Origin of the sequence: Candidatus Viridilinea mediisalina, from assembly GCF_002532535.1 — a bacterium.
Lineage (GTDB): Bacteria > Chloroflexota > Chloroflexia > Chloroflexales > Chloroflexaceae > Viridilinea > Viridilinea mediisalina.
In genome coordinates this window covers 20,649-46,387 of the sequence record NZ_NQWI01000012.1, presented here as the reverse complement: position 1 = coordinate 46,387, position 25,739 = coordinate 20,649, and the positions used below count along the sequence as shown (strand labels likewise).

General features: G+C 58.7%; 15 protein-coding genes and 1 other annotated feature. Of the genes, 13 read left to right on the top strand and 2 right to left on the bottom strand.

Translation table 11 applies throughout. The annotated features are described in order from the left end of the window. The first annotated feature begins 4 nt into the window (after positions 1–4). The 12 genes from CJ255_RS04370 to CJ255_RS04320 all read left to right on the top strand — a co-directional run bounded on the left by CJ255_RS04370 (position 5) and on the right by CJ255_RS04320 (position 15,886). On the top strand, positions 5–634 hold the full coding sequence (locus CJ255_RS04370) for a biliverdin-producing heme oxygenase (protein ID WP_097642872.1): 630 nt from the start codon (positions 5–7) through the stop codon (positions 632–634). 11 nt (positions 635–645) lie between these two features. Continuing rightward, entirely contained in the window at positions 646–1,062 is a 417-nt protein-coding gene (locus CJ255_RS24330) for an ATP-binding protein (protein WP_245863181.1), read from the top strand. Further along, positions 1,062–2,333: a PP2C family protein-serine/threonine phosphatase gene (locus CJ255_RS04365; protein ID WP_245863180.1), complete on the top strand. Its 1,272-nt coding sequence runs from the start codon at positions 1,062–1,064 to the stop codon at positions 2,331–2,333. The genes CJ255_RS24330 and CJ255_RS04365 overlap by 1 nt, the downstream gene beginning before the upstream one ends. A gap of 111 nt (positions 2,334–2,444) precedes the next feature. Further along, positions 2,445–2,783 (top strand): STAS domain-containing protein, encoded by a 339-nt coding sequence (locus CJ255_RS04360; protein WP_097642871.1) that lies wholly within the window; start codon positions 2,445–2,447, stop codon positions 2,781–2,783. A 175-nt stretch (positions 2,784–2,958) separates the two neighbouring features. Beyond that, a complete protein-coding gene (locus CJ255_RS04355; RefSeq protein WP_097642870.1) occupies positions 2,959–3,534 on the top strand; it encodes an ANTAR domain-containing response regulator in 576 nt (191 codons plus the stop codon). Further along, complete coding sequence (locus CJ255_RS04350; RefSeq protein ID WP_245863178.1) at positions 3,534–4,136, top strand: hypothetical protein; 603 nt, start codon at positions 3,534–3,536, stop codon at positions 4,134–4,136. The genes CJ255_RS04355 and CJ255_RS04350 overlap by 1 nt, the downstream gene beginning before the upstream one ends. Before the next feature lies 1 nt (position 4,137). After that, positions 4,138–6,717 carry a DUF2298 domain-containing protein gene (locus CJ255_RS04345; RefSeq protein ID WP_097642869.1) on the top strand — a complete coding sequence of 860 codons (2,580 nt, stop codon included), beginning with the start codon at positions 4,138–4,140 and terminating at the stop codon, positions 6,715–6,717. A 332-nt stretch (positions 6,718–7,049) separates the two neighbouring features. Then, a complete protein-coding gene (locus CJ255_RS04340) occupies positions 7,050–8,192 on the top strand; it encodes an ABC transporter ATP-binding protein (protein ID WP_097642868.1) in 1,143 nt (380 codons plus the stop codon). Between the two features lie 45 nt (positions 8,193–8,237). Then, positions 8,238–10,628: an FtsX-like permease family protein gene (locus CJ255_RS04335; protein WP_097642867.1), complete on the top strand. Its 2,391-nt coding sequence runs from the start codon at positions 8,238–8,240 to the stop codon at positions 10,626–10,628. 92 nt (positions 10,629–10,720) lie between these two features. Next, positions 10,721–12,229 (top strand): HlyD family efflux transporter periplasmic adaptor subunit, encoded by a 1,509-nt coding sequence (locus CJ255_RS04330; RefSeq protein WP_097642866.1) that lies wholly within the window; start codon positions 10,721–10,723, stop codon positions 12,227–12,229. Between the two features lie 794 nt (positions 12,230–13,023). Beyond that, positions 13,024–14,622, top strand: a complete 1,599-nt coding sequence (locus CJ255_RS04325) for a flippase (protein WP_097642865.1) — start codon at positions 13,024–13,026, stop codon at positions 14,620–14,622. Between the two features lie 151 nt (positions 14,623–14,773). Beyond that, positions 14,774–15,886 (top strand): thiamine ABC transporter substrate-binding protein, encoded by a 1,113-nt coding sequence (locus CJ255_RS04320; RefSeq protein ID WP_097642864.1) that lies wholly within the window; start codon positions 14,774–14,776, stop codon positions 15,884–15,886. Positions 15,887–16,158: 272 nt separating this feature from the next. Here the strand turns inward: CJ255_RS04320 and dnaE are convergent, their stop codons facing one another. Together dnaE and hemH are read right to left on the bottom strand one after the other, a co-directional pair. Further along, on the bottom strand, positions 16,159–19,929 hold the full coding sequence (gene dnaE, locus CJ255_RS04315) for a DNA polymerase III subunit alpha (RefSeq protein ID WP_097642863.1): 3,771 nt from the start codon (positions 19,927–19,929) through the stop codon (positions 16,159–16,161). Between the two features lie 655 nt (positions 19,930–20,584). Continuing rightward, complete coding sequence (gene hemH / locus CJ255_RS04305; RefSeq protein WP_217352400.1) at positions 20,585–21,676, bottom strand: ferrochelatase; 1,092 nt, start codon at positions 21,674–21,676, stop codon at positions 20,585–20,587. A gap of 147 nt (positions 21,677–21,823) precedes the next feature. Beyond that, positions 21,824–22,089 (top strand) — a binding site (T-box leader). A gap of 147 nt (positions 22,090–22,236) precedes the next feature. On the opposite strand from hemH, the gene ileS reads away from it, so the two are divergent. Beyond that, positions 22,237–25,581 carry an isoleucine--tRNA ligase gene (gene ileS, locus CJ255_RS24325; protein WP_097642861.1) on the top strand — a complete coding sequence of 1,115 codons (3,345 nt, stop codon included), beginning with the start codon at positions 22,237–22,239 and terminating at the stop codon, positions 25,579–25,581. Positions 25,582–25,739 lie beyond the last annotated feature (158 nt).

The following is a 25,739-nucleotide window of genomic DNA, read 5'->3' as shown; positions in this document are numbered from 1 at the left end:
CGTCATGTTAGTCACGATCCTGCGCGAAGAGACTCGAGCATACCACGAACGGATCGAACGTTCGCCTCTGCTCCGTGAGTTGCTCAATCCGACCCTCAATGCGCGCTTCTACGCCGCAGCCCTCGGGATTCACTATGGTATCTATGCCCCCCTTGAGGCGCGTCTGCTCTTTGCCGCCGATTGGGTCGCCCTGGGATTCGATCTGAATATCCGCCTTAAAACGCCTCTGCTTGAGGCTGATCTGGCTCACTTTGGGCTCGAAGGTGAGTTGCTGCGGGCGCTGCCCTCGTGTACCCATCTGCCGCGCCTGCCCGACCTCTTCGCTGCCCTTGGTTGTCTGTATGTGCTTGAGGGGATGACCCTCTGTAGCCAGTTGGTGGCCCGCCAATTGGCCCTGAGCCTCCAGCTTGAAGCAGAACAAGGTGCCGCCTTCTTTAATAGCTATGGTACCCAAGTGCGGCCTATGTGGCAGCAGTTTGCCGAAACGTTGCAAACCCTCGGTCACGAACAGCCCGATGCGATCATTGCCGCTGCTTCGGCTACCTATGCCTCCATCGAAACGTGGTTTAGTGAAGGCTACCGCGCCATGACCGGCGCTCGCACTGGTGTCTCCCATGTGAACCTTAGTGGCTAGGTAGACCAGCTATGCGACAACACATTGAAGTGCCAGGCGAATGGGCCAGTATCTCCACCCTGCTGGCCTTTACCGATAGCTTAGAGGCATGTGAAGTCCTTTCGCATGAACAGTGCTACCTGCTGCGCCTTGTCATTGAAGAGATTGCTACCAATATTGTAAAGTATGGCTATATTGAACAGCCGCCCGGCCCTATTCAGGTCACATGTGAGTATCATGCCTCCCGTTTGGCGATTACCATTCGTGACCGTGGTCGCCCCTTTGATCCCCGCGATCATCCCTTGCCCGACTTTACCTCCGCAACCGCTGAACGGAGCATTGGTGGCTTGGGGCTCTATTTTGTCTGCGAAATGGCCGATGATGTACATTACCACCACGATCCTACCAGTGGCTGGAATGAATTAATTGTGACGAAGGCGAGTACTTGATGATCGATCTGCTACGGCGTATTCCTCTCTTCCAAAACCTGCCCCCTTCCGACCTGCACGATCTGGCCCAGATTACCCAACGCCGTAGTCTGCTCGCGGGCGAAGTTCTCTTCCAACAGGGCGATGTTGGCCCTGAGTGCTTTGCGATCCTTGACGGCGAACTTGAAATTATTATCTATGTTAATGACGCCGAGCATCGCCTTGATGTCTATCGCCCTGGTCAACTCATTGGCGAAATGGCCCTGATTGACCAGAGTCCCCGTGCGGCAACGGTGCGTGCCCTTACCAATAGCGATCTGATTGTACTCAATGAGGCCGCTTTTCTGCGCTTGCTGCGGGCTAGCCCCGATCTAGCCATGGCGATGTTACGCAATGGTGTGGCCCGCGTGCGCCATACCAATCAGCAGATGATTGGCGATCTTGAACGCAAAAATGCTGAACTCCTGAGTGCCTACCGCCAACTCCAAGCCGCCCAGGCCGATTTGATTCGCCTCAGCCGCATTGAGGAGGAACTCGCTGTCGCCCGCCGCATCCAAGCCTCTTTCTTGCCCCGTAGCTTGCCTCAACCAGCAGGCTGGACGCTCGCTGGCTATAGTCGCGGAGCCCAAGCGGTTGGTGGCGATTTCTATGATTGTATCCCCCTGCCCGGCGGGGTGCTTGGCCTCATTGTGGCCGATGTCTGTGGCAAGGGGATCACCGCCGCGCTCTTTGTTGCCCTTACGCGCTCGCTGCTACGTGCTGCTTCGCTCTCGCCCCAAAGCTTCCTCGGTCAAGGAAACCACGACCCTGAGCATATTATTACCGGCGCGGTCTGGATGGTCAATGACTACCTCTGCCGCGAACATAGTGATAACGCCCTCTTTATTACGCTCTTCTATGCGGTGCTTGATCCGCGAACCGGCACACTCACCTATCTCAACGCTGGTCACAACCCTCCACTGATCATTGGGCGCGACCCAGAGCGCAGCATCGAGACGGAGTTGGGCTTTCTGCCCATTGGCATTACCTCCAACGAACCCTACGGTATTCTGCATGAACACCTCGCCCCCGGTGAATCGCTCGTCGCCTTTAGTGATGGGATCACCGAGGCTTTTGGCCCCGATGAAGAACAATTTGGTGAACAACGCCTCGATCAACTCCTGCGCGCCTATGCCCCCCAAGGTGCCCAGGTGATGCTCACCAAGGTGATCGAGTCCGTTGATCATTTTACCGCTGGGTTGCCCCAATCTGATGATTTAACCCTGTTTATTATTGCAAGGGGGTGTGCGTAGCCTCGCCGACCACTAGGGGAAATCGTACATGGTCATGCTATAATGCGCTACACATGTATGCTGCCCCACCCCCCTCTGTAATCTTCATATGTACTCAGAAGGAAGCTACCCATGAACGTCGAGCAGATCGACGATGTGCTGGTCTTCACCCTGCCTCAGCGCCTGGATGCCAATGGTGTTGCAGCCGTAGAACCCCAACTTGCCCAGCAAGCCGCCGCGCACCGGGGTAAGATGATTGCCGATATGAGCGAAGTCAACTTTGTGGCCAGCCTCGCGTTGCGCATGCTCCTCACGACCCTTAAAGTTGCCCAACCCCTCGGTGGCGACTTACGGATCGTTGGTTTGCAACCTCCTATCGCCGAGATTTTCCGTAAGAGCCGCTTCGATACCTTGTTCAAAATCTACCCCGACCGCGCTGCGGCTCTCGCTGACTACCAAAATAATGGGTAATCCCAGCATCATCAAGAACGCTACAGTCCATTGAGACGCCATGTTCGGCAATCTGCAATCTGCAATCTGCAATCTGCAATCTGCAATCTACATTGACCCACCTAGATCAGCATGCTATACTGCCTGCGGTATACGTGCTGTTGCTCCCGATGTTTCCACAAGACAAAGGTGTCATATGGCCCAGACCCGTTTGGTCATTGCGGATGATGAGTCGATCATCCGTATGAATCTCAAAGAGACGCTTGTTGGCCTCAATTACCTCGTGGTTGGTGAGGCTGGTGATGGTGTGAGTGTGATCAATCTCGCCCGTGAGCTGCGCCCCGATTTGGTACTCATGGATATCAAAATGCCCAAGCTCGATGGGATCCAGGCTGCTAAAATCCTGACCGAAGAGAAGATCGCACCTGTCCTGCTACTTACGGCCTACTCCGACCGCGAGCTGGTTGAACGGGCGAAAGAGGCTGGTGTCGTCAATTATGTCGTGAAGCCCTTTCGCGAAGCAGAACTCTTGCCCGCGATTGAAATTGCGATGGCGCGCTACCAAGAGTTCCTGGAGATGGATAAGCAGATCTCCGACCTCAAGGAGACGCTCGATACCCGCAAGCTCGTGGAACGTGCCAAGGGTATCCTGATGGATACCCAGGGGCTCAAAGAGGCTGAAGCCTTCCGTAAGATTCAGCAGCTTTCGATGAATACCCGTAAGTCTATGAAGGAGATCGCCCAGGCGATCTTGCTGGCGAATGAGATCTAGTGTCTGGATTGGACGAACGGCAGCCAGCCTCTGAGCCCCCTGAGCCTCCGGTTCCATCCGTGCGCTCGCGGCTCGTTGCTGTGTTGCCGTTTGCCGTGACAGCCCTTGTCGCGGTGCTGTTGAGCCTCGCAATTCAGTGGCTGCTCTTTGCCCCGCTGTCTCTGCATGCCCCAATGCCAACCCCAGTAGCCCTGAACACTCCGCTACCCGCTGCGACGCCCCCTGCCCTTACGCCTGCGCCAGCCCCCGCGCCCCTGCCCGATCTGCCCGAAAATCTCCTGCGCCTCGCAATTCTTGATCTCGAAGATCAGAATCGACGCCTGCGGAGTGACCTCTACCTGCTGCGTGCCGTCGCTCAACTTGATGATGCCCTCGTGGCCCTCCAAGCCAATCAGCTTGATGAGGTAGACCGCAGTATCCTTATGGTCTATCGCTCGCTCGACCAAGCCTATGCCTTTAGCGCCGAACAGGATAAAGGCCCCCTCGATACCTTCCGCCTCCAGTTAAGCCAGATCCGCGATGACCTGCACCTGCGCCCCGAAGGTGCCGACCGCCGCCTCCGTCAGCTCCGTGCGCTCATGTTGAGTCTGGTTGAGGCGTAGCATGGTAGCCGATCTCCTCATCTGGTGGCTGGTCGCCCAGTTGATGGGCTTGGTTGGCTTGCTTCCGGCACGCTGGCTTTTTGGGGCGCTGCCCGATCAGGGCTATGCCTATGCCAAGAGCTTGGGCCTGTTGCTGGTGGGCTATGTGGCTTGGATGCTGGCAATGCTCGGTGTGGCCCCCTTTGGGCGCATGAGCCTTGTGCTAACCATTTTGGCGCTCTTGGGCCTCGCCCTCTGGCGGGCGCGTGGCTCGTTATCGCTCGTTTGGCTACGAAAACCACGCATCCCTTTCCATGTGTTTAGCGGCGAGTTGATCTTTCTTGCGGCGCTACTCTTTGTTGTCTGGATACGCGCCCACGATCCAAATCCATGGGGGACTGAGCGCCCAATGGATTTTGCTTTTTTTAATGCTGTTCAAAACACGGGCATCTTTCCCCCTAACGATCCATGGTTGGCCGGTTTTAGTATTAACTACTACTATTTTGGCTATGTGCTCATGGGCGCAATGGCGCTGCTCAGTGGGTTGGAAGCGCCAGTGGCCTACAATCTGGCTCTGGCCCTGATCTTTGCCCTCACGGCCCAGGGCGTCGCAGGGACAATCAGTAACCTGATGCGCCTGAGCCAAGCCGCTGTGACACCAATGACCCTTGAACATGCCGCATTATCAAGCACGCAAAAGCCCATTGGGACGCCATGTTCGACAATCGACAATCTGCAATCTACCATCGTAAATGGTACGAGCCGCTGGGCCTTGATGCTGGTGTCGCTGCTGGGGGTTCTCATTGTGCTGGTGGTTGGCAATCAGTCGGGGGCGCTGCAGGTGCTGCTGGGCAATGAGCGTGCTGTGGTACTCAATGGTGCCGAGTTGCTGGCCGTTGCGCCCCAGGTTGCCCGTGGGGCCAGTGAGTTGGTGCTGCCCGCGCCCATCTTGAGCCAAGACTTTGGTCAAATCGAACGTCTAGCCCGTCAGGATCAGATCCAGTCCTTCAATTGGTGGTGGCCCTCGCGCTCGCTCTGGGATGCCTACCCGCAAGATCAGGGCTTGCGGCGTTACAATATTACCGAGTTTCCACTCTTTAGCTTCCGGCTAGGCGATCTGCACCCCCATGTCATGGCGCTGCCCTTTGGCCTGCTGGCAATGGCTTTGGCGCTGCAAACGGTGGTGGCAGCATCCGATCAGCGGGGCTTGCGAGGTGTGCAGGTGGGTTTGATTGGCTTGGTGATCGGTAGTCTCTATGTGATCAACAGTTGGGATTTGCCAAGCTACCTGCTGCTCTATGCTGGCGCGTTGGCCATTGCGGGCATGCGCGCTGCCCCTCCCTACCCCTGGCTGGCCGTGGGGCGGCAACTGTTTGTGGTGGGGCTGGTGGCCTATCTGCTCTTTTTGCCCTTCCATCTGACCTTTCGCTCGCTGGTGGGCGCGGCGGCCCCCTTGCTCGATTGGCCGATTGTGGGCCGCCTCACGTCCATTATCGCGCCCTATGCTGCTGAACGCAGCGGGCTGCATGCCTTTGTGATCATCTTTGGGCTCTTTGCGGTCGCCTTGGTGAGCTTTGTCTACCTGGTGCGGCCTACTGAAACCCCATCGGACTCTGATGAGCACCCGTTGCGCGAATTGCCCTTGGGCCTCTTTTGGTTACCCTTGGGGCTGCTGCTGCTGGGGCTGCTCTTCGGCTTCCCCCTGCTGGCCCTGGGCGCCTTGGGCTGCTTGGCCGCTTGGCGGGCTCTCACCCTCGCCCAACAACCCGCCGCGAGCTTTGTGCTCCTCGTTATCACCCTCGGTTGCGCGATTATCTTTGGGACAGAGTTGATCTTCATTCGTGATGTCTTTGGCACACGCATGAATACCATCTTCAAGTTCTACTACCAAGTCTGGCTGCTGTGGGGCACCGTAGCCCCCTTTGCGCTCTGGTGGATGCTGCACCATGCCCAAACGCCCCGCGCCCGTGGGCTGGCCTGGGGGAGTAGCGTAGCGACCCTGCTGCTCCTGATTGGTGCCTTGGTCTACCCGTGGCTGACCCTGAGCGAAGTGGGGCGGGGCCGTTGGATCGGCTTGGAGGGACGCACTCCGCGTGAGTTTAGTGCAGCAGGTGTCGCTTCGGTGCAATGGCTGCGCAGCATGGCTGCGCCGGGGAGTGTGGTGTTAGAGGCGGCGGCAGTAGACAATGCTGATGCTGTTGCGGCAGGACTCGAAACGCCGCGCTGTGGTGGTTCCTACAACGGCGAAGGTTTCGGCGGAATTGCCGCAGCCACCGGGCTACCGACCATCTTGGGTTGGGATGGACACCAGCGCCAGTGGCGCGGAGGCGACCCCGAGGCCTTAGCTGAACTGGGGCCGCGCTGCATCGCTGTGGATAGCATCTACCGCACCCTCGATAGCAACCATGCTCGTACCCTCCTCGAACGCTACCATGTGGCCTATATCTATATCGGCCAGTTGGAACAGAATCGCTACCCCCCAGAAGCCTTGGCTAAGTTTAGCAACCTGGGTGAATTGGTCTTTCACGAAGAGGAAGTAAGGATCTATCGGGTGGTGGAGTGGGCATGCGGGGATGCGGGATGCGGGGATGCCTTCAGGTAGAGCGTTTTTTGAACAAGGGGTTCAAAACGCCAACAAGAAGAGGTACTGAGGATTGAACCACAGAGGCACCGAGTACATAGAGATAGTGACAGAGGGCGTGCCAACAACGGTGATTGCTATGCCACACCCTTCTCTGTGTTCTCTGTGGTTCAATTCTCTGCATCTCTGCAAAAACTCCCTCCGCCTTGAGGACACCCCACATCCGCCTTAAGTCCCCTCTGCCCCTAGTCAATCACGTGAGCCTCAAAATCAACCTGTAGGCGTATGACAAGTCGCCTAGCTTCTGCTAGTCTATGAGTAGCAAGATCAAGCGCGTACGACAGGAGCTCACGATGTTCAAAGGTTGGTTTACACGGCGTGGCGCACGGGATGCCAAGAATGCGGTGCCGAGCTCGCACCTGATCGATCTGCGTAACATTGTCAAGACCTTCGAGAGCGCCGCGGGCAGCTTTACCGCGCTCAAGGGGGTGAGCCTGACGGTGGATCGCGGCGAGTTTGTAGCGGTCATCGGTAAATCGGGCTCCGGTAAGTCTACGCTGATCAATATGGTGACCGGGATTGATCGCCCCACTAGTGGCGAGGTTTTTGTTGGTGGTACGCCGGTGCATACGCTCAGCGAGGGCCAGATGTCGGTCTGGCGTGGCAAAAATCTGGGCATTATCTTCCAGTTTTTCCAGCTTTTACCGTCGCTTTCGGTGATCGAAAATGTGATGCTGCCGATGGATTTTTGCAATATGTATCGCCCTCGTGAGCGACGCGAGCGGGCGATGATGCTGCTGGAGCAGGTGGAGATGACTGAGAATGCCCATAAGTTGCCTTCGGCGATTTCGGGGGGGCAGCAGCAGCGGGTGGCGATTGCCCGTGCGCTTGCCAACGATCCGCCCATCCTGATTGCCGATGAGCCAACGGGTAACCTCGATAGCAAAACGGCTGAGGCGGTCTTTCGGCTCTTTGAGGAGCTGGTGGCGGCAGAGAAGACGATTGTTATGGTAACCCACGATAACGATCTGGCCCGCCGGGCCAGCCGCTCGGTGATTGTTGCCGATGGCGAGATTGTGAACCAGTATCTCGCTCAGGCGCTCCCGCGCTTGAGCCTCGATCAACTGATTACGGTCACCCGTCAGCTTGATCGGCTCAGTTTTGCGCCGGGGCAGCCGATTGTGCATCAGGGCAATCCTGCTGACTATTTCTATGTGATTACCCGTGGCCAGGTTGAGGTGATTATTGATCAGCCGGGCGGCGGTGAACTGGTTGCCGAGGTGCTAAACCAAGGGCAATACTTTGGCGAACTTGGTCTGCTTGATGCCGATGGCATGCGCCGAGCTACCGTGCGTGCCGCTCACGCTGGCGATGAGGTTGAGGTGGTGGCGCTAGATCGCGCTGAGTTTCATGCGATGCTGGATGCCTGTGAACGGACACGCGCCGATGTTGAACAGGTGGCAGGGCAGCGTAGATCGAATGGTATGGCGGCGTAAGGGAAGGTTCGATAGCCGATAGCCGAAAGCCAAAGGAGACCGCTCATGCTTGCACCGCGTTGGCGTAAAGTTGTTGGCGATCTGGTGAGCAATAAGACGCGCACGATCCTGGTGGTGCTCTCGATTGCCATTGGTGTCTTCGCGATTGGTATGGTCTCGGGCGCACGGGCGATCCTGATGCGCGACCTCAATGGCGATTGGAACGCGGTCAATCCGGCGAGTGCCTCGATTGTGGCGAATGATATTGATGATGCGTTGGTGCAGGTTGTGCGGCGTATGCCGGGTGTGGCCGATGCCCAGGCGACGCGCAGTGTTAGTCTGCGGGCGCAGAGTGCTTCGGGTGAGTGGAAAGATCTGCAGTTGCAGGTGATTACACGACCTGAAGATCTTCGGATGTATGTGCCGACGCCGCTGAGTGGCGAGTGGCCCCCCGCCCGCCGCTCAATCGTGCTGGAACGCGCTGCCCTGCCCTTCCTTGGTGTCGCTGAGGGCGATACGCTGCTCGTGGAGTTGCGGAACGGCAAGCGCCACGAACTCACCATTGGTGGTACGGTCTACAATCTGGGTAGCGGCTTCCCCACCGCATTGTCCAATATTGGCTATGGGTATATCAACGACCGCACCGGGTTGATGTTGGGCGCACCCGCCAACTACACGGCGATCGATATTCTTGTGGCTGAACACCACTACGATGAGGCACATATTCGCTCAATTGCGAGCGAAGTGGAAGCACAGATTGAACGCAGTGGGCGCATCAGTGGCGGCACCTTCATCAACAAGCCGGGCGTCTACCCCGCCGATGATTTTGTGCAAGCCTTTACGCTGCTGCTCACCATCATTGGCCTCTTTGCCCTGCTGCTCAGTGGGTTCCTCGTGATTAACACGATTGGTGCGCTGCTCACGCAGCAGATGCGCCAGATTGGGGTGATGAAATCGATTGGGGCCCGTAGTCGTGACATCGCCCAGCTCTATCTGGTGACGGTGCTGGTCTTTGGGCTGCTCTCGCTCGTCATTGCCATCCCGTTGGGCGCACTCGGCGCATGGGGTTTGGCCGCCTTCTTTGTGGCGCTCTTCAACTTCAATATTGCGACCGTCGTGCCGGCGCCTACGGTCTTGACCCAGCAGATCGCGGCGGGGCTGATCATTCCCTTGCTGGCCGCGTTGGTGCCGGTGATCAGCGGGACTCGCGTGAGTGTGCGCGAGGCGGTTGGTGGGCCTGGGTTGGGCAAGGGGCGCTTTGGGCGCAGCATCATTGACCGCATGCTCGAACGGATTCAGTTCCTCTCGCGCCCGATGCTGCTTTCGCTCCGCAATACCTTCCGGCGCAAAGTGCGGCTCATGATTACCCTGAGTACCTTGACGCTCGCTGGGCTGATCTTTATGGCCGTGATGAGCGAACGGGCAAGCTTGCATACCACCATCTCTGAGGTCTTTGAACAGATTGATAACGATGTCTTTATCTTTATGGCGCGCCCTTACCGCACCACTATGCTCGATCATGTGGCCAATCTGCCCGATGTGGTTGCGGTGGAATATTGGAACACCTATGGCACCCGGCTGATTGATGCGGATGGCCAGGAGAGTACCAAGACCTACCAGCTTCACGCGGGGCCTGCCGAGACGACGATGCTCAATGTGGTGATCAACGAGGGGCGTTGGCTGCACCCCGATGACCATGGTGCCGTCGTGCTTTCCAGCGATTATATTATAGATCACCCCGAGGTGCAGGTGGGTGATACGGTTCGCATCAAACTGAACGGGCGCGAGTTGGATCTGCAAGTGGTGGGGCTGGCGCGCAAGCCCTTCCCCATGGCTGCACTCTACGTGAACCTGCCCACCTTCAGCCGCCAGATGGGCGACACTGGGCAGGCGCGTGAGATTCGGATTGTGACGAGTGTGCGCGATCCGCTGGTGCAGCAGCGGGTAGCGACCGAAGCTGAGGCGCTGCTACGCAGCCAGGGATTTGAGGTCGCCTTTGCGCGCACACTGACCCACTTTCGGGAGCAGAACCAGTTGGGGGTGGATATGGTCATCTACTTCCTCTTGATGATGGCGATGCTCTTGGCTGCGGTGGGTGGTCTAGGGCTGATGGGTACCATGAGCATCAATGTGCTTGAGCGCACCCGCGAGATCGGGGTGATGCGTGCCATCGGCGCGAGCAACTGGGCTATTCAACGGATTGTGATTGTGGAAGGGTTACTGATCGGCATGATTAGTTGGCTGGTGGGCGCTATTCTCGCCATCCCCGTCAGCTACCTGATGCACCAGGGGATCGAGGCGATCTTCCAGGGTGACGGTTCTTTCACCTTTGTCTTCTCCATCCCCGGAGTGCTACTTTGGCTCGCTATTATCCTCTTCCTGGCCACGTTCGCCAGCTTCCTGCCCGCGTGGAACGCATCGCGGGTCACTGTTCGAGATGTGTTGGCGTATGAGTAGTGAGGAGGCATGCGGGAACCGGGTTCCCGCACCTGCCCCCTCAGCTACAGAACAAACATGACATATTGGTCATATGTAAGAGGAGTACATCCATGCGGCGCAAGATCTTCTTCACCATACTTTTGGCTAGTACGCTGCTCTTCATGGGCGCGTGTGGTCAACCCGATGCGGCGGCGGATGCAACGACGGGCAGTGCTGCTGTAGCCACAGAGCCGACGGAGATTCCGCCGGTGCAGGCACCAGCGGCGGTGATTGCTGAGGGCAAGGTGGTACCAGCGAGCAGTGTGAGTCTCAATTTTGAGCAGCCTGGTACGGTGGCTGAGTTGTTTGTAGCGGAGGGTACGATGGTCGAAGCGGGCGAGCCTTTGGCGCGCCTCGATACCCGCGAGTTGGCCTTACGCATCGATCAGGCTCAGGTTTCGTTGGAGCAGGCCCAGGCCGATTATGATCGCTTGCTCGAAGGCGCAACCCCAGAGCAGGTTGCCGCAGCGCAGGCCGAAATTGCGCGGGCGCAGGGCAATGTGCGCTCGACCCAGGCGAGTGTGACGGGCGCCGATCTGGCGGCGGCCCAAGCCGAATTGGAGAGCGCCCGTGCCCGTTTGGCCCAACTCCAGGCTGGCCCCAAGGAGACCGAGTTGGCTTCCGCGCAGGCTACCATTGACCAGGCGCAGGCCAATTTGACCAGCCAGCGCGATAATCTGTCGCGGGCGAAGGTGGATGCCGAGTTGCGCCTTACGACGGCGGCCAATGCGCTGCGTAATGTCCAAGACAACTACAGCCGCATCTATTGGGAGAATATCGAACTGGATCGGGCTTCGAGTGACGATCTGCCCCAGGCGCGTCTTGATGCCGAGGCTTCGGCGCTGCGGAACGTGCATGACGCAGAGACGGCCATGGCCCAGGCGCAATTGGCGCTTGAGCAGGCGCAGCGGGCCGAACAGAGCGGGATTGCAGCAGCGGAGGCGCAGGTACGCGACGCGCAGGCCCGTTACGACCGACTGCTCAGCCCGACCGATGCCGATGCGATTGCCGCAGCGCGGGCGCAGGTCGCCTCAGCCCAAGCGCGGATTGCGAGCCTTACGAGTGGCCAGCGTGAAGGCAACGTCGCCGCAGCCCAAGCGGGGGTTGCCGCAGCCCAAGCGCGTCTCGCCGAGATCCAAGCCGCCCCCAGTGATGCCCAACTCGCCTCGGCGGCAGCGCGGGTACGCGGGGCCGAAGTGGGGCTCCGCCAAGCCGAACTGAACCTCGAACGGGCCACCCTGCTGGCCCCCATGAACGGCGTCGTCGCACAACTCAACCTCAAGGTTGGCGAAGTACCCAACCAGAGCCAGGCCGCACTCATCATTGCCGACCTAAGCAGTTGGCAGATCGAGACCGAAGACCTCAGCGAACTGAGCATCGTGCAGGTACGCGAAGGCGACGCGGTAACGATTGGCTTTGACGCCCTACCCGACTTCACCTTACCCGGCACCGTCAGCCAAATCAAGCCCTTGGGCCAAAACCGCCAAGGCGACATCGTCTACACCGTTGTGATCAAGCCAACCAGTTGGGACGAGCGGCTCCGCTGGAACATGACCGCCACCGTCCGCATTGGGGAGTGATGTGATCTTGGTGTGTTCCGTAGGGGCGTAGCAGCGGCCCCCCCAACGATCACCGCGCCGGAGGGGATGTATGGGCCGCTGCTACGCCCTACCCGGCGGAGATCGCCCATCCTGCGCAAGCGAGGTTTAAGGACAGACAGAACATGTGTTCATTGCCGCAAAAGAGCGCAAAGAAACGCACAAAAACTGCGGTTAGGGAAGCAGAAATTGTTGTTAGCGCGAAAAAGCCTTGGGCTCGTAGGGATGCGTCGCGTTGGCTGAGCCTGTCGAAGCCACCGCGACGTTGGCTTCGACAGGCTCAGCCAACGTCACGGCCCAGAGCTTTTTCGCGCTAACAAAAGCCTGTTAGCACGAAGAAGTCCTGGGCTCGTAGGGGGGCGTCGCGGTGGCTGAGCTTGTCGAAGCCACCGCGACGTTGGCTTCGACAGGCTCAGCCAACGTCGCGGCCCAAGGCTTCTTCGCGCTAACAAAAGCCTTGGGTTGGCAGGCGACCTCATGGATTTCCATATGATTTGAGTATAACATGCTCCCAAAAAGGGAGTAAATCCCAAGCTTCGTGACGCATTGGCGAGTGATGTAATCTTGGTGTATTATACCGTTTTCGATTGTAGATTGTAGATTGCAGATTGCCGAACATGGCGTTCCAATGGGCTTTTGCGTGCTTGATGATGCGGCATGTTCAAGAGTAATTGGTATTTAGGAGGCATGCAGCGCATCCTGAGGCCGCAAATCTATTTTCTATTTGCTCGTTTTTGTATCCTTCCCTTATCCTTCCCTTATCCTTACAATCTAGTATGCTCATTTGGCTCACGCTTGGCCTAATTGGGGTCTTGGTGCTGACGGGATTGGTGGCGCTGCTTTGGCGGCGCTTCTACCGCGACGATCCCAGCAATGTGGCGCGGCGGGTCTTTAAGAATAGTGCGGTGACCTTTGGGCTGCGCTTGGTGGTGCGTGGCCTGGATATGGTGGTCTTCTTTTTGCTTGCTGGGACGCTCAATGTGGCCCGGTTTGGCGATTATACCTTTGCTGCGCTCTTGGTGAGCCAATATTTGGCTATTTTTACCGAGTTTGGCTTGGGTATTCTGTTGACCCGCGAAGTGGCCCGCGATCCGACGGCGGCGCGGCGTCTCTTTGGGGTTACGCTGGCGCTGCGCTTGGTGCTGATTGTGGCTGGGGCGCTGCCGATTGCGCTGTTGGTGCTGGCCAGTTTTGCACTGGTGGGTCAGCCGCTTTCCGGCGAGGGCGCGGCGGCCATTCTGGTGCTGATGCTCACCCTCGTGCCAGGGGCCTATGCCGGGGCGGTGACGGCGCTCTATACCGCGAATGAGCGCATGGAGGTGCCCGCCATGCTGGAGTTGGTCACGGCGGCCCTCAGCTTTTTGGCGCGCATTGTGGTGATTGTGGTGGCCCCAACGATCTTGGGCCTTGCTTGGTCGGCAGTGGCGGTGAGTAGCATTACGGCGACGATCTTCTTCTTTTTGCAGCGGCGCGACTTCTTTGCGCCGACGTTGGCCTGGGATGCGGCGGCGATGCGGGCGACCATTCCGGTTGCGTTGCCGTTGATGCTCAACAATCTGTTGAGTGCGGTCTTTTTTCGTTTCGATGTCTTTATTGTGCGCGCCTTTAGTGGCGATGCGGCTGAGGGGTTGGTGGGGCAGTACAACTTGACCTACACCATCCTGGGGATTGCGATGATCATTCCGCCCGCCGTGACCTTTGCGGTCTTTCCGTTGCTTTCGCGGCGCGCCGGGGGTGAGCGGGGGGCGTTTGCACTGGCGCAGCAGCGCACGTTGCAGCTCTTGTTGATCCTGGCGTTCCCCTTGGCTATGGGCATTTCGATCTTGGCCTATGATCTCGTCCATTTCTTCACCCGCTCGCAGTTTGGCGATTACCCGCATGCGGTCTGGGCACTGGCCATTCTGGCCTGGTTCCTGCCGATCTCATTCGCCAATGGTCTGCTACAATATGCACTGATCGCGCTCAACCAGCAGCGGGCGATTACGCGGGCCTTTCTGATTGGGGCGGGCTTCAATCTAGGAGCCAACTTCATCGCCATCCCGTTCGCCTCGGTCGTTTTAGGGCGGGCCGATTGGGGCTTGTATGCCGCAGCAGGCATTACCATTCTTTCAGAATTCGTCCTCTACCTTGTGTTTCGCCCGCTGTTACAACGGGAAGGCTTAGCCCCCAGGGTGGCAGCCCTCAGCCTGCGTCCAGCCCTAGCGGCGCTGGTCATGGGGGGCTTGATGCTCAGTCTCCAACAGCTTATCGGCGCATGGCCGGGCAGCGTTGTTGCGGCGCTTACGGCCCCGCTGGCCTACGCAGCAGCCTTGTGGCTGGTGGGGGGCATTGGTGCCGCCGAGCGCGAGTTGGTAGCGAAGATTTTAGGACGCTGACGGAAGGTTCGTAGGCTCTTTTCCGTTTGCGAGGACGCGAGGGCGCGAGGACGCGAGGATGCGAGGATGCGAGGACGCGAAGCTCTCGCCTCTTCGCCTCTTCGCCTCTTCGCCTCTTCGCTAAAAACAGAATGTTCAAGGAGGTATCAACATGCATCGGATCAGCATATTCTTACTGATCACACTTTTACTCGTGGCCTGCGGTAGCCCCACAGCGGCACCGCCGAGTCCACCGGCCCAGGCGCCTGGCGCTGAGGTAGATGCGCCAAGCCCACCGGCCCAGGCTGATCGTCTGGTGGTGATGAGCCACGACAGTTTTAGTCTGAGCCAGGAGGTGTTGGCCACCTTTGAGGCGGAGACGGGGGCGCGGGTGGAGTTTCTGAGGATGGGCGATACGGGCAGTGCGCTCAATCAGGCGATCTTGAGTCGTGATGCGCCGCTGGCTGATGTCTTTTTTGGGATAGATAATACGTTTCTTAGCCGGGCGCTGGAGGCGGACATCTTTGTGCCCTATGCGGCCCCGGCCCTTGCGGAGATTCCTGCCGAGTTGCAACTCGATCCAGAGCAGCGCCTGTTGCCGGTAGATTTTGGCTATGTACTGATCAACTATGACCGTGCTGCGCTCGAGGCTCGTGGGCGCACGCCGCCCACGAGCTTAGAGGATTTGATGCTGAACGAGTGGCGCGGGCAGTTGGTGGTGCAGAATCCGGCAACCTCATCGCCTGGGTTAGCCTTCTTGCTGGCCACGATTGCCTATTTTGGCGAAGATGGGGAATACAGTTGGCAAGATTTCTGGCGCGCGTTGCGTAAGAACGAAGTTGCCGTAAGCCAAGGTTGGTCGGAAGCCTACTACACGCAGTTCAGTGGCAGTAGTGGCGAAGGCCCCTACCCATTGGTGGTGAGCTACTCGACCAGCCCGGCGGCTGAGGTCTTTTTTAGCGACGAAGCGCTTGATGAACCGCCCACCGGCAACCTGATTATCCCTGGGGGGGTATTCCGCCAGATCGAATTTGTCGGCATTTTGCGCGGCACCCAGAACGAGGAGTTGGCGCAGCGCTTTGTGGATTTCATGCTTGGGCCGACCTTCCAAGCTGACATCCCGCTCCAGATGTTTGTCTATCCAGCCAACCCAACCACACCACTACCCGATGTTTTCACCCGTTTTGCCGAAGTCCCAGCCCAGCCCACCATCCTCAGCCCTGAGGAGATTGAGCAGAACCGTGAGCGTTGGATCGAGGAGTGGTTGGATGTAGTGCTGCGTTGATGGGGGCTTTCAGATAGCGCGTTTTTGAAGAGACGCAGAGTTTTTTCACCACAGAGACACAGAGAACACAGAGATGTGTGTGGTAAAGCAAGCACCAGAGACGCAGAGTTTTTTCACCACAGAGACACAGAGAACACAGAGATGTGTGTGGTAAAGCAAGCACCATGGTTGGTACGCCTGCATCAAAACCTCTGTGTCCTCTGTGCCTCTGTGGTTCAATCGCTCTGTGCCCTCACCTCTCTCCCTCGCCTCTGTGCCCTCACCTCTCTTCTCTACTCCGCGATCACCCGCCCAGTGCCCAGAAGTTGCTCTAAGCCTGCAAGCAGCCCTGCCGAGACGCTGACGGTATACTGCGATTGCAGCACCACCGTGCCTACGCCGTTGGGCAGGTAGAGCGTCACCCGATCGGGGCCGTCGCTGCTACGCAGGATGTTGTAGACCTCCTGCATGCGCTGAATATCGGCTTCGTAGTCTTCGGTGCGCGGTAGGTAGAGGCGCAGCACACGCCCACTGAAGGGAGCAGGTTCGCTCGCTTGGTAGCCTCCATTGCTGTAGGTGCTGGGAGGGCTTGAGGCTGCTGGCGCAGGCGTTTCGCTCTTGCCGTTGCCCACTTTGACCTGCGCTTTGGCGCGGGGCATCCTGATGGGCGCTGCGGCAGGGCTTGGGGCTGTCGTTGCTGCTGCCACTTCAGGCTCGGGTTGGGCGGCTGGGAGAGCCGTTGCCTCAAGCTGCTCACCCATCTCTTCAAGGTCCATCTCGCTCGCCACCGCCGCCGGGGGCGGCAGGGTACCTGCAACCACCGCTTCAAGCGCATCAACCACCAACTGCGTCGTATCGCGGCGGTTCTCTACTTTGGCCTTGAGCCGGACGGCAACATCGTTTTGGAGCAGATCACCGCTCTTGGCTACCAACTTGGGGAAGATCACCAACTCAATCGTGCCGGTCTGATCTTCAAGGTTGGCCACCACCATCTTGTCGCCCTTCTTGGTCGCAATCTGCCGCACACCGTTGAGTACCCCCACAAAATGCAGCGTCTCGCCAATATGCTCATCGGAGATGTCGCTCAGACTGGTGATGCCGCTCAGATCAACGCCTTCGAGCGCTTTGGCCACCGGATCATCGGCCAGATTGAGCCCCAGCAACTCCTTCTCCCAGAGCAGTTGCTCCTTCTGGTCGGCGGGGCTCTCGTGGATCACCGGCATAGGCAGACGAGCGGCACTGGTGGCCGCATTGCCACTACTTTCCCCAAACATATCAAAGAGGCTACTCTGGCCAATCTCACGCGCCTTCTGGGCCTCGGCCCCTGCACTCAGGGCTTGATCGAGAATGGCCAATTTTTGGCGCCGGGTGCCGGGCAGATTATCGAGCGCCCCGGCTTTAATCAGGCTCTCGACAACACGCTTGTTGATGGCATGGCGATCCACACGGGCACAGAGATCTTCGAGGCTTTGGAAGGGGCCATTGGCTGTGCGCTCTTTGATCAACTCCTGCACTGGCCCTTCGCCCACATTCTTGATCGCGGCCAGCCCAAAACGAATCCCGCGCCCAAACTTGACCCCAGCGGGCCGGTCTTCGGGCAGCGGCTCCAGTTCAAAGCCAAGCTGCGAACAGTTGACATCGGGCCCCAAGACGGCCACACCCAACCGTCGCGCCTCAAGTGCGCCCTTGGCAATATCCTCAATCGAGCCACCCGCACCCGTGAGCACGGCGGCCATATACTCAACCGGGTAGTTCACCTTGAGCCAACTGGTCTGGTAGCTCAGTAGCCCGTAGAGCGTCGCGTGGGGCCGGTTGAAGGAGTAGCCCGCAAAGGGCAGAATCAGTTCCCAGAGCGCATCGGCCACCTCACGGCTAATGCCCTTCTTGCTGCAACCCTCTTTGAAAATTGCCTCATTCTCGGCCATCAGCGCCTTACTCTTCTTGCTGATCGCCTTGATCACCACATAGGCTTGGCCGAGCGTATAATCGGCTACCGTCTGGAGCAACTGCATAATCTGCTCCTGGTAGACAATCACCCCATAGGTATCTTCAAGGATCGGCTTGAGGATCGGGTGCAGATATTTGATCTGGCTGGGATTATTTTTATTGGCAATATAGAGAGGAATTTGCTCTAGTGGCCCAGGGCGATAGAGCGCAACCATCGCATAGAGGTCTTCGACGCGGGTGGGCTTGAGCTGCATAAGGTAGCGCGTCATGCCCGCCGACTCCAACTGGAAGACATTGCGCGTCTCGCCACGGCTCAGGCTGGCAAAGACCTTGGGATCTTCGGTGGGAATCTGATCAAGCCACATGGATGTGCCAGTGGTCTGCTCGATATACTTGAGCGCCTCGGCCACCACCGAGAGATTGGTGAGGCCCAGGATGTCCATTTTGAGCAGGCCCATCTTGGCGAGGGTGGGGCCTTCGTAGGCAGCCATGACCGCGTGTTCGTCTTTGGTAGTACGTTGCAGCGGTACAATCGCATCGAGCGGACTACGGCTCACAACAAGGCCACAAGCGTGGGTACCGACCGAACGCATACGTCCTTCGACGCGCTGGGCATTCTCCAGCAACTCCCTGAATTGCGGCTGGGTCTCATAGATTTGGCGCAACTCAGGCACACGCTCAAGCGCCTGGCTAATCGTCGTACCAACGGGCTGCGCGGGAATCAGCTTGGCCACCCGATCAACTTCAGACAACTCAATACCCATCACGCGGCCCATATCACGCAGAGCAGCCTTGGCCCCGAGTGTGCCATAGGTAATAATTTGGGCGACATTTTCGCGGCCATACTTCTCAGCAATATAGTCCAAAATCTCGTGGCGGCGGGTATCAGCAAAATCGGTATCAATATCAGGCATCTCAAGGCGCTCACGCGAAAGGAAGCGCTCAAAGAGCAACTTATTCGCCACAGGGTCCACGTCGGTAATCTCAAGGGCATAGAGTACCAGCGAAGCTCCCGCCGAGCCACGGGGCAGACAAGGAATACCCCGCGAGCGCGCAAACTTTACATAATCCCAGACAATGAGCATATAGTCAGGAAAGCCGGTCGCATTAATCACATCAAGCTCATCAGCGAGGCGCGCCATGTAGTGGGGCGGGGGATGGCCCTGCATGCGCCGCATCAAGCCCTCTTCACAAACGAGGCGCAGGTAGCTTGAGGCATCGTGGCCTTCAGGAATTTCAAAAGCGGGAAGCTGCACACGCCCAAATTCAAGCGTAAGCTGACACATATCAGCGATGCGGCGGGTATTCTCAAGTGGTGCCGTACCATAGCGCTTAAACTTCTCCCACATCTGCTCACCCGACATGATGTGGTAGCTCTCGTCCATGGCATAATTCTTCCCACAGAACTCCTGGTAGGTCAGGTTCATGCCCATCGCCATAACCATATGCTGGGTCTTGACATCTTCGGCGCGCACAAAGTGGGTATCATTCGTCACTACCATCGGCAGGCCCAACTCACTACCGATTCGCATCAACTCATCGTTCAGACCCTCAAGCTCTGGGGTATTATCGTGGAGTTGCAGTTCAAGGAAATAGTTATCGGGGCCAAGCAGATCGCGGTAGTAGGCCGCCGTCTCGATGGCCTGCTTGCGCTGTTGGGCAGTGAGCGCCTGAATAACCTCACCAGCAATGCAGGAAGATGTTACAATCAGACCCTCGTGGTGCTGCTCGAGCAACTCACGGTCAATGCGGGGGCGCGCAAAGATACCCTTGCCCATGCCATCAAGGTGGGCGCGGGTAGTCATGCGCACAAGATTGCGGTAGCCCACCTCATTCTTCGCCAAGAGCAGCAGGTGGTAATAGTTCTTAGCCCCCTTGCTCATCGCATCACCGCGCCCAGCGGGGGCCATATAGGCTTCGACGCCAATAATCGGGCGAATCCCCGCCTTCTTTGCCGCATCATAGAACTCCATCGCCCCATACATCACCCCATGGTCGGTCAGAGCGATGCTATCCATGCCCAACTCGGCAGCGCGGGCGGCAATTGCCTTGGTTGAGGCGTACCCATCGAGTAGGCTATACTCGGAGTGGACGTGCAGGTGTACGAAGTCTTTCATGGGCAAAAGTCTTTACACTACAAAAACGAAAAAACGCGACTAACTGCGCCAAAAACGAATGTTTTCCACAGGCGCATTGTCAATTTAGGGCAACATAATGCCTTTTTTAGACATAATGTAACCACATGACGGTAGCATGGCGTGCTGCCGTCATTATAGCATATGGGCATGGGTTCAGGGGTAGTGTAAAGGTTAGTATTGCTGTGGATAACCGTAGGCTTTGTTGTGGATAACGTGTGGACACGAGGATGCGAGGATGCGAGGATGCGAGGATGCGAGGATGCGAGGATGCGAGGATGCGAGGATGCGAGGATGCGAGGATGCGAGGATGCGCGAGGATGCGAGGATGCGAGGATGCGAGGATGCGAGGGTGCGAGGGTGCGAGGAGGCGAGGGTGCGAGGGCGCGAGGAGGCGAGGGTGCGAGGGTGCGAGGATGCGAGGATGCGAGGATGCGAGGATGCGAGGGTGCGCGGGCGCGCGGATGCGCGGGCGCGAGGATTCGAGGAGGCGAAGTCTTCGCCTCTTCGCCTCTTCGCCTCTTCGCCTCTTCGCCTCTTCGCCTCTTCGCCTCTTCGCCTCTTCGCCTCGCGCATCCTTGCAAGACGGTAAAACGGCCTTTTGCTTTTCTGAAACCTTTCCAGAAGAGCTATTTGCTCACAAGCCCACAGACGGCGCGACCTTGGCGGCCACCGGATTCACGATGCTGCGGCATTGTGGATTGGTACACCCAGGGCAGCGCAGGCGATACTGGGTTGAGTATGGCTCTTCGCGTTGCAGGTGGTCGCAGACAATCTGTGCGAGAGCCTGTTGGAATGTGGGGGCGTCATTGAGCGCGGGGGCGCGCACGAAGTGACGTATGCCAACCTTGTGGGCCAACTCAGCATACTCAAGGTCAATCTCGCCCAGCGTCTCGATGTGGTCGCTGGTGAAGGCAATAGGAACGACCACCACACTACGCTGGCCTTGGGCCGCGATGCGGGGAATAGCCTGCTCGATGCTGGGGCCGAGCCAACGAACCGGGCCGACATCCGACTGGTAGCAGAGCAGAAATGGGTTGCGCGTGCCCAGACGCTGCACAACAGCGTGCATACTGGCGGCTATCTCGTGGGGATAGGGATCGCCCCGATTGATCAGCTTGAGCGGCAGGGCGTGGGCACTAAAGAGCAGCAGGGTCTGCTCGCGCTCGGCAGCGGGAATCTGCTGCAAGGCATATTCGACACTCTGGGCCATCGCTTCAATGAAGCCGGGATGGGTAGGCCAGCGGTCGAGTACACTCCACGTAAAGGCATCTTCCAGCCCGCTCTGGCGCACGGCCCGCCAGAGTTCATTGAGGCTCGATCCGGTAGTGGCACAAGAAAACTGCGGATACTGGGTAAAGGCGACCGCACGGCGCACGCCGTCGGCCTGCATCTGGCGCAGTGCATCAGCACTGAAGGGCGAAGCATAGCGGAAGGCCACATAGGCGCGGTGGGGGGCCGTTGCGGGGGAACGCTGATCGAGCCAACGCACCATCCCCTCAGCCTGGAGCGTCGTCCAGTGCAGCAGCGGGGAACTCCCTCCAATCGCACGGTAATTTTCCTGCACCTTCGGTGTGCGTCGGCGGGCAATCAAAGGGCCAAGCCAGCGTTGGGCCGGCAACTGAATGATCTCACGGTCGGCAAAGAGGCGGAGCAGAAACGGGCCAACCTCATCAAGGTTATTCGGCCCGCCCAGGTTGAGCATCACGATCCCGGTCTGGACGGTCATGGTACAGAGCCTCGCAGCAAATCTTAGCAAATCTATGCAACATTGACTATGAGTATAGCACAGATTGCGCATAGCGACCGAACGCCCCCAAATGACCGGGTGGACGCCGCTGCTTGACGCCCCCCCAAGCTCTTGCTATACTCTAGCCTAATGGCGATGACGGGGACAGTAGTGCCGCACGCTTCACCACAGCGAGCCCGGGTTGGTGTGAGCCGGGTGGTTGACGGCGGTACGAAGATCACCCCTGAGCTGGCGGGTGAACGGAGCTTTCTCAGTAGCTTGGCCCGGCCTTGTCCTCCGTGAACGGGACAGAGCGTTGCTTGACGCTCACGAAGTGCAGGTGGTAGCTTGGGCATCAGGCTGCGATCTGAAGCGGGGTGGTACCGCGGGGTTTTTTCAGCCTCGTCCCCTTTGGCTTGGGGGCGGGGTTTTTTGTGTGCCGTCAAAGACTCTTGTTGTTCCGTGTTGGCGGCGAAGCCGCCAACACGGAACAACAAGAAGAGGGCTTGGGGCGAAGCCCTACACAAAGCGTGAAGCACGAAAAATAACGGAGGCTGTTCATGTTCAAACCTGTCGCTACGGGGGTTTCGTTCCCCCAGTTGGAGCAGGAGGTGCTGGAGTGGTGGGGCGCGGAGCGCATTGTGGCCCAGTCGCTCGCCTCCGGTCAGAAGCCCTTTGTCTTCTATGAGGGGCCGCCTACGGCTAATGGTCGCCCAGGTTTGCACCATGTGATTAGTCGCGCCTTTAAGGACATTATTCTGCGCTATCGTGCCATGCAGGGCTATAAGATCATTGGTCGCCGTGAGGGGTGGGATACCCACGGGCTGCCGGTGGAGATTGAGGTCGAGAAGAAGCTTGGCTTTAGTGGTAAGCCCGATATTGAACGCTATGGCATTGCGGCGTTTAACAAGTTGTGCCGCGAGAGTGTCTGGGAGTATATTCAAGAATGGAAAACGTTTACCCAGCGTATCGCCTATTGGGTTGATGAGGATGGCTACTATACCTACGATAATAAGTATATTGAATCGCTCTGGTGGATCTTTAGTCAGCTTTGGCAGCGCCAGTTGCTCTTCCGTGACTATAAGGTGACTATGCACTGCCCCCGTTGCGGCACGAGCCTCAGTGACCATGAGGTCAGCCTTGGGGCGCGTGATGATGTGGATGATCCTAGTGTCTTCATCAAGTTCCGTCTCACCGGCACATGCTTTCGTGGCGATGATGCGACCCTCGCCGCTTCGCTCCAAGGGGCATGTATGCTGGCATGGACGACGACGCCGTGGACGCTACCTGCCAATATTGCCCTGGCGGTGCAGCACGGTGCTACCTATGCCGAGGTGGAGCATGAGGGCGAACGGCTGATTCTGGCCGAGAGTCTCGTGGAGCGTGTGGTTGGTGCGGAGGTGACACTGCTGCGTACCTTTAGTGGCAATGAGCTTGTGGGCTTGCAGTATGAGCCGCTCTTCAATGGTGTGCCCGGCGCGGGTGATACGCCCGATCTGGCTGCCGCCTATCGCGTGATTGCCGACGAGATTGTGACGCTCGATGATGGCACTGGTGTGGTACATATCGCGCCCGCCTACGGCGACCTGGAGGTTGGGCGCAAACATGGTCTGCCCACGGTCTTTTCGGTTGACCTGAATGGCATGGTGATGGCCGAGTTGGGCGCTTTCCCCTTTACGGGCAAGTTCTTCAAAGAGGCCGATCCGGAGATTACGCGCAACCTGAAGGAGCGGGGCCTGCTGCTCAAGAGTGGCCGCGTGCGCCACTACTATCCCTTCTGCTGGCGCTGCAATACGCCCCTGCTCTTCTACGCCAAGCCCTCCTGGTACATCCGCACGACCGCCTTTAAGCCTGATCTGGTGGCCAATAATCAGCAGATCCATTGGGTGCCGGAGCATATCCGCGATGGGCGTTTTGGCAATTGGTTGGCTAATAACATTGATTGGGCCGTTAGCCGTGAGCGCTACTGGGGTACGCCCCTGCCGATCTGGACGAATGCCGATGGCAGCCACATGGAGTGCATCGGCAGCCTCGCCGAGCTTGAGGCGAAGGCCGGGCGCTCCTTGGGCGACCTGGATCTGCACCGGCCCTATGTGGACGAGGTGACCTGGGAAGACCCGCAGCACGGTCTGATGCGTCGCATCCCTGATGTGGCCGATTGTTGGTTCGATAGCGGCGCGATGCCGGTTGCACAGTGGCACTACCCCTTCGAGAACCAGCAACTCTTTGAGGCCTCGCATCCTGCCGACTACATCTGTGAAGCGGTAGACCAGACCCGCGGTTGGTTCTATACGCTCCACGCCGAGAGCACGTTGCTCTTTGATCGCCCCGCTTTCCACAATGTGATCTGTTTGGGCCACATTCTGGATGAGCATGGCCAGAAGATGAGTAAGACCAAGGGCAATATTGTGCAGCCCAGTGAGGTGATTGATGCCTTTGGGGTAGACGCATTGCGCTGGTACCTCTTTGCCGCCGCGCCTCCGGGCAACCCGCGTCGTTTCAGCCTCAACTTGGTGAATGAGAGCCTGCGTAAGTTCCTGCTGACGCTCTGGAACACCTACGGCTTCTTTGTTACCTACGCCCAGTTGGATGGCTGGCGGCCTGACGGGAGCGGCGGGGAGGTGGGAGGCGAGGAGGCGCGAGGCGGGGATGCGGGGACGCGAGGAGGCGGGGAGGTGGGGACGCGAGGAGGCGAGGCGGCGGGAGGCGGGGATGTGGGGACGCGAGGAGGCGGAGCGGCAACCGGGTTAGCCTTGCAGCCGATTGACCGCTGGGCCTTGGCGGCGCTCAATGGGCTGGTGCGCGACGTAACCAACGACTTTGAGCAGTACGAGGTCTACCCGGCGGCGCGGCGCATCGAACGCTTCGTAGACGAACTCTCCAACTGGTATGTGCGGCGCAACCGGCGGCGCTTCTGGAAGAGTGAAGCCGACAGCGACAAACAGGCGGCCTACCACACCCTCTACACCTGCTTGCTCACCCTGGCCAAACTGAGTGCGCCCTTCATCCCCTTCGTGAGCGAAGCGATCTACCGCAACCTAACGGGCCAAGCGAGCGGCGCAGTGAGCGCAGGGGTCGCTCAGAGCGTTCACTTGGCCGCGTGGCCCCAAGTGGAGGCCCAGTACCTCGACGAAGGCCTCGTAGCCGACACCGCAGCCTTGCTCGCGGCGGTCTCGTTGGGGCGAGCGGCGCGCAAAGGGGCCAACCTGAAGGTACGTCAGCCCTTGGGCGAACTCTGGTTGCGGGCCAGCAACCCCAACGCGCTCGCGGGTGTGCGCCGCTTCGAGGCCGACCTGCGCGACGAACTGAATGTCAAGGCGGTCAAGTACCTTGAGGCCAGCACGGCGTTGGTGGAGTACCGCTTCAAGCCCAATCTGCGGCTCGTGGGCAAAAAGTATGGCAAGCAGGTACCGGCGCTGACGGCTGCGCTCAAAGCGCTTGAGGGCGAAACGGCGCGCAGCTTCGCGCAGCGTTGCGAAGCGGGCGAAACGCTAGAACTACAGCTCGCCGATGGCCAGACGCTCACCCTCTTGGCCGCAGAGGTCTTGGTGGAGAGCAGCGCCCCCGCAGGCTTTGCGGTGGCCGAAGGCGACGGCATGCTGGTCGCATTGAGTACCGTTGTCACACCGGAGTTGCGCTTGGAAGGGGCTGCCCGTGATCTCGTGCGGAGCATCCAGGATGCACGCAAGAGCGCCGGGCTGGCGATTGCGGATCGCATCGCGCTCTACCTACACAGCGCGGACGAGGCGGAACTCTTAGGGCAGACCGTAGCCACCTGGGGCGACTACCTACGCACTGAAACCTTGGCTACAAGCGTCACCATCGGCCCAGTGCCGAGCGACGCGCACCGCGAGAGCATCGAGTTTGGCGCAGGCCAAGCGGAAGTGGGGGTGAAGAAAGGATAGAGCAAGGAGGAAACAGGAAAGAGGCAGTAGGAGCATGGCGGTGCCGTGCCCCTACGCTCAACGGTTTAAGGGCGGACAGAACGTTTGCTTCGGTAGCGACCGATAGGGCTTTGAGATGCCTTGGATGGCCCTCACCCCTACCCCCTTCGGCAAGCTCA

What these genes read in the sequence shown, in the direction of transcription:
- CJ255_RS04370 (WP_097642872.1), top strand. Translation starts at nt 5, where the DNA reads ATGTTAGTCACGATCCTGCGCGAAGAGACTCGAGCATACCACGAACGG.
- CJ255_RS24330 (WP_245863181.1), top strand. Translation starts at nt 646, where the DNA reads ATGCGACAACACATTGAAGTGCCAGGCGAATGGGCCAGTATCTCCACC.
- CJ255_RS04365 (WP_245863180.1), top strand. Translation starts at nt 1,062, where the DNA reads ATGATCGATCTGCTACGGCGTATTCCTCTCTTCCAAAACCTGCCCCCT.
- CJ255_RS04360 (WP_097642871.1), top strand. Translation starts at nt 2,445, where the DNA reads ATGAACGTCGAGCAGATCGACGATGTGCTGGTCTTCACCCTGCCTCAG.
- CJ255_RS04355 (WP_097642870.1), top strand. Translation starts at nt 2,959, where the DNA reads ATGGCCCAGACCCGTTTGGTCATTGCGGATGATGAGTCGATCATCCGT.
- CJ255_RS04345 (WP_097642869.1), top strand. Translation starts at nt 4,138, where the DNA reads ATGGTAGCCGATCTCCTCATCTGGTGGCTGGTCGCCCAGTTGATGGGC.
- CJ255_RS04340 (WP_097642868.1), top strand. Translation starts at nt 7,050, where the DNA reads ATGTTCAAAGGTTGGTTTACACGGCGTGGCGCACGGGATGCCAAGAAT.
- CJ255_RS04335 (WP_097642867.1), top strand. Translation starts at nt 8,238, where the DNA reads ATGCTTGCACCGCGTTGGCGTAAAGTTGTTGGCGATCTGGTGAGCAAT.
- CJ255_RS04330 (WP_097642866.1), top strand. Translation starts at nt 10,721, where the DNA reads ATGCGGCGCAAGATCTTCTTCACCATACTTTTGGCTAGTACGCTGCTC.
- CJ255_RS04325 (WP_097642865.1), top strand. Translation starts at nt 13,024, where the DNA reads ATGCTCATTTGGCTCACGCTTGGCCTAATTGGGGTCTTGGTGCTGACG.
- CJ255_RS04320 (WP_097642864.1), top strand. Translation starts at nt 14,774, where the DNA reads ATGCATCGGATCAGCATATTCTTACTGATCACACTTTTACTCGTGGCC.
- dnaE (WP_097642863.1), bottom strand. Translation starts at nt 19,929, where the DNA reads ATGAAAGACTTCGTACACCTGCACGTCCACTCCGAGTATAGCCTACTC.
- hemH (WP_217352400.1), bottom strand. Translation starts at nt 21,676, where the DNA reads ATGACCGTCCAGACCGGGATCGTGATGCTCAACCTGGGCGGGCCGAAT.
- ileS (WP_097642861.1), top strand. Translation starts at nt 22,237, where the DNA reads ATGTTCAAACCTGTCGCTACGGGGGTTTCGTTCCCCCAGTTGGAGCAG.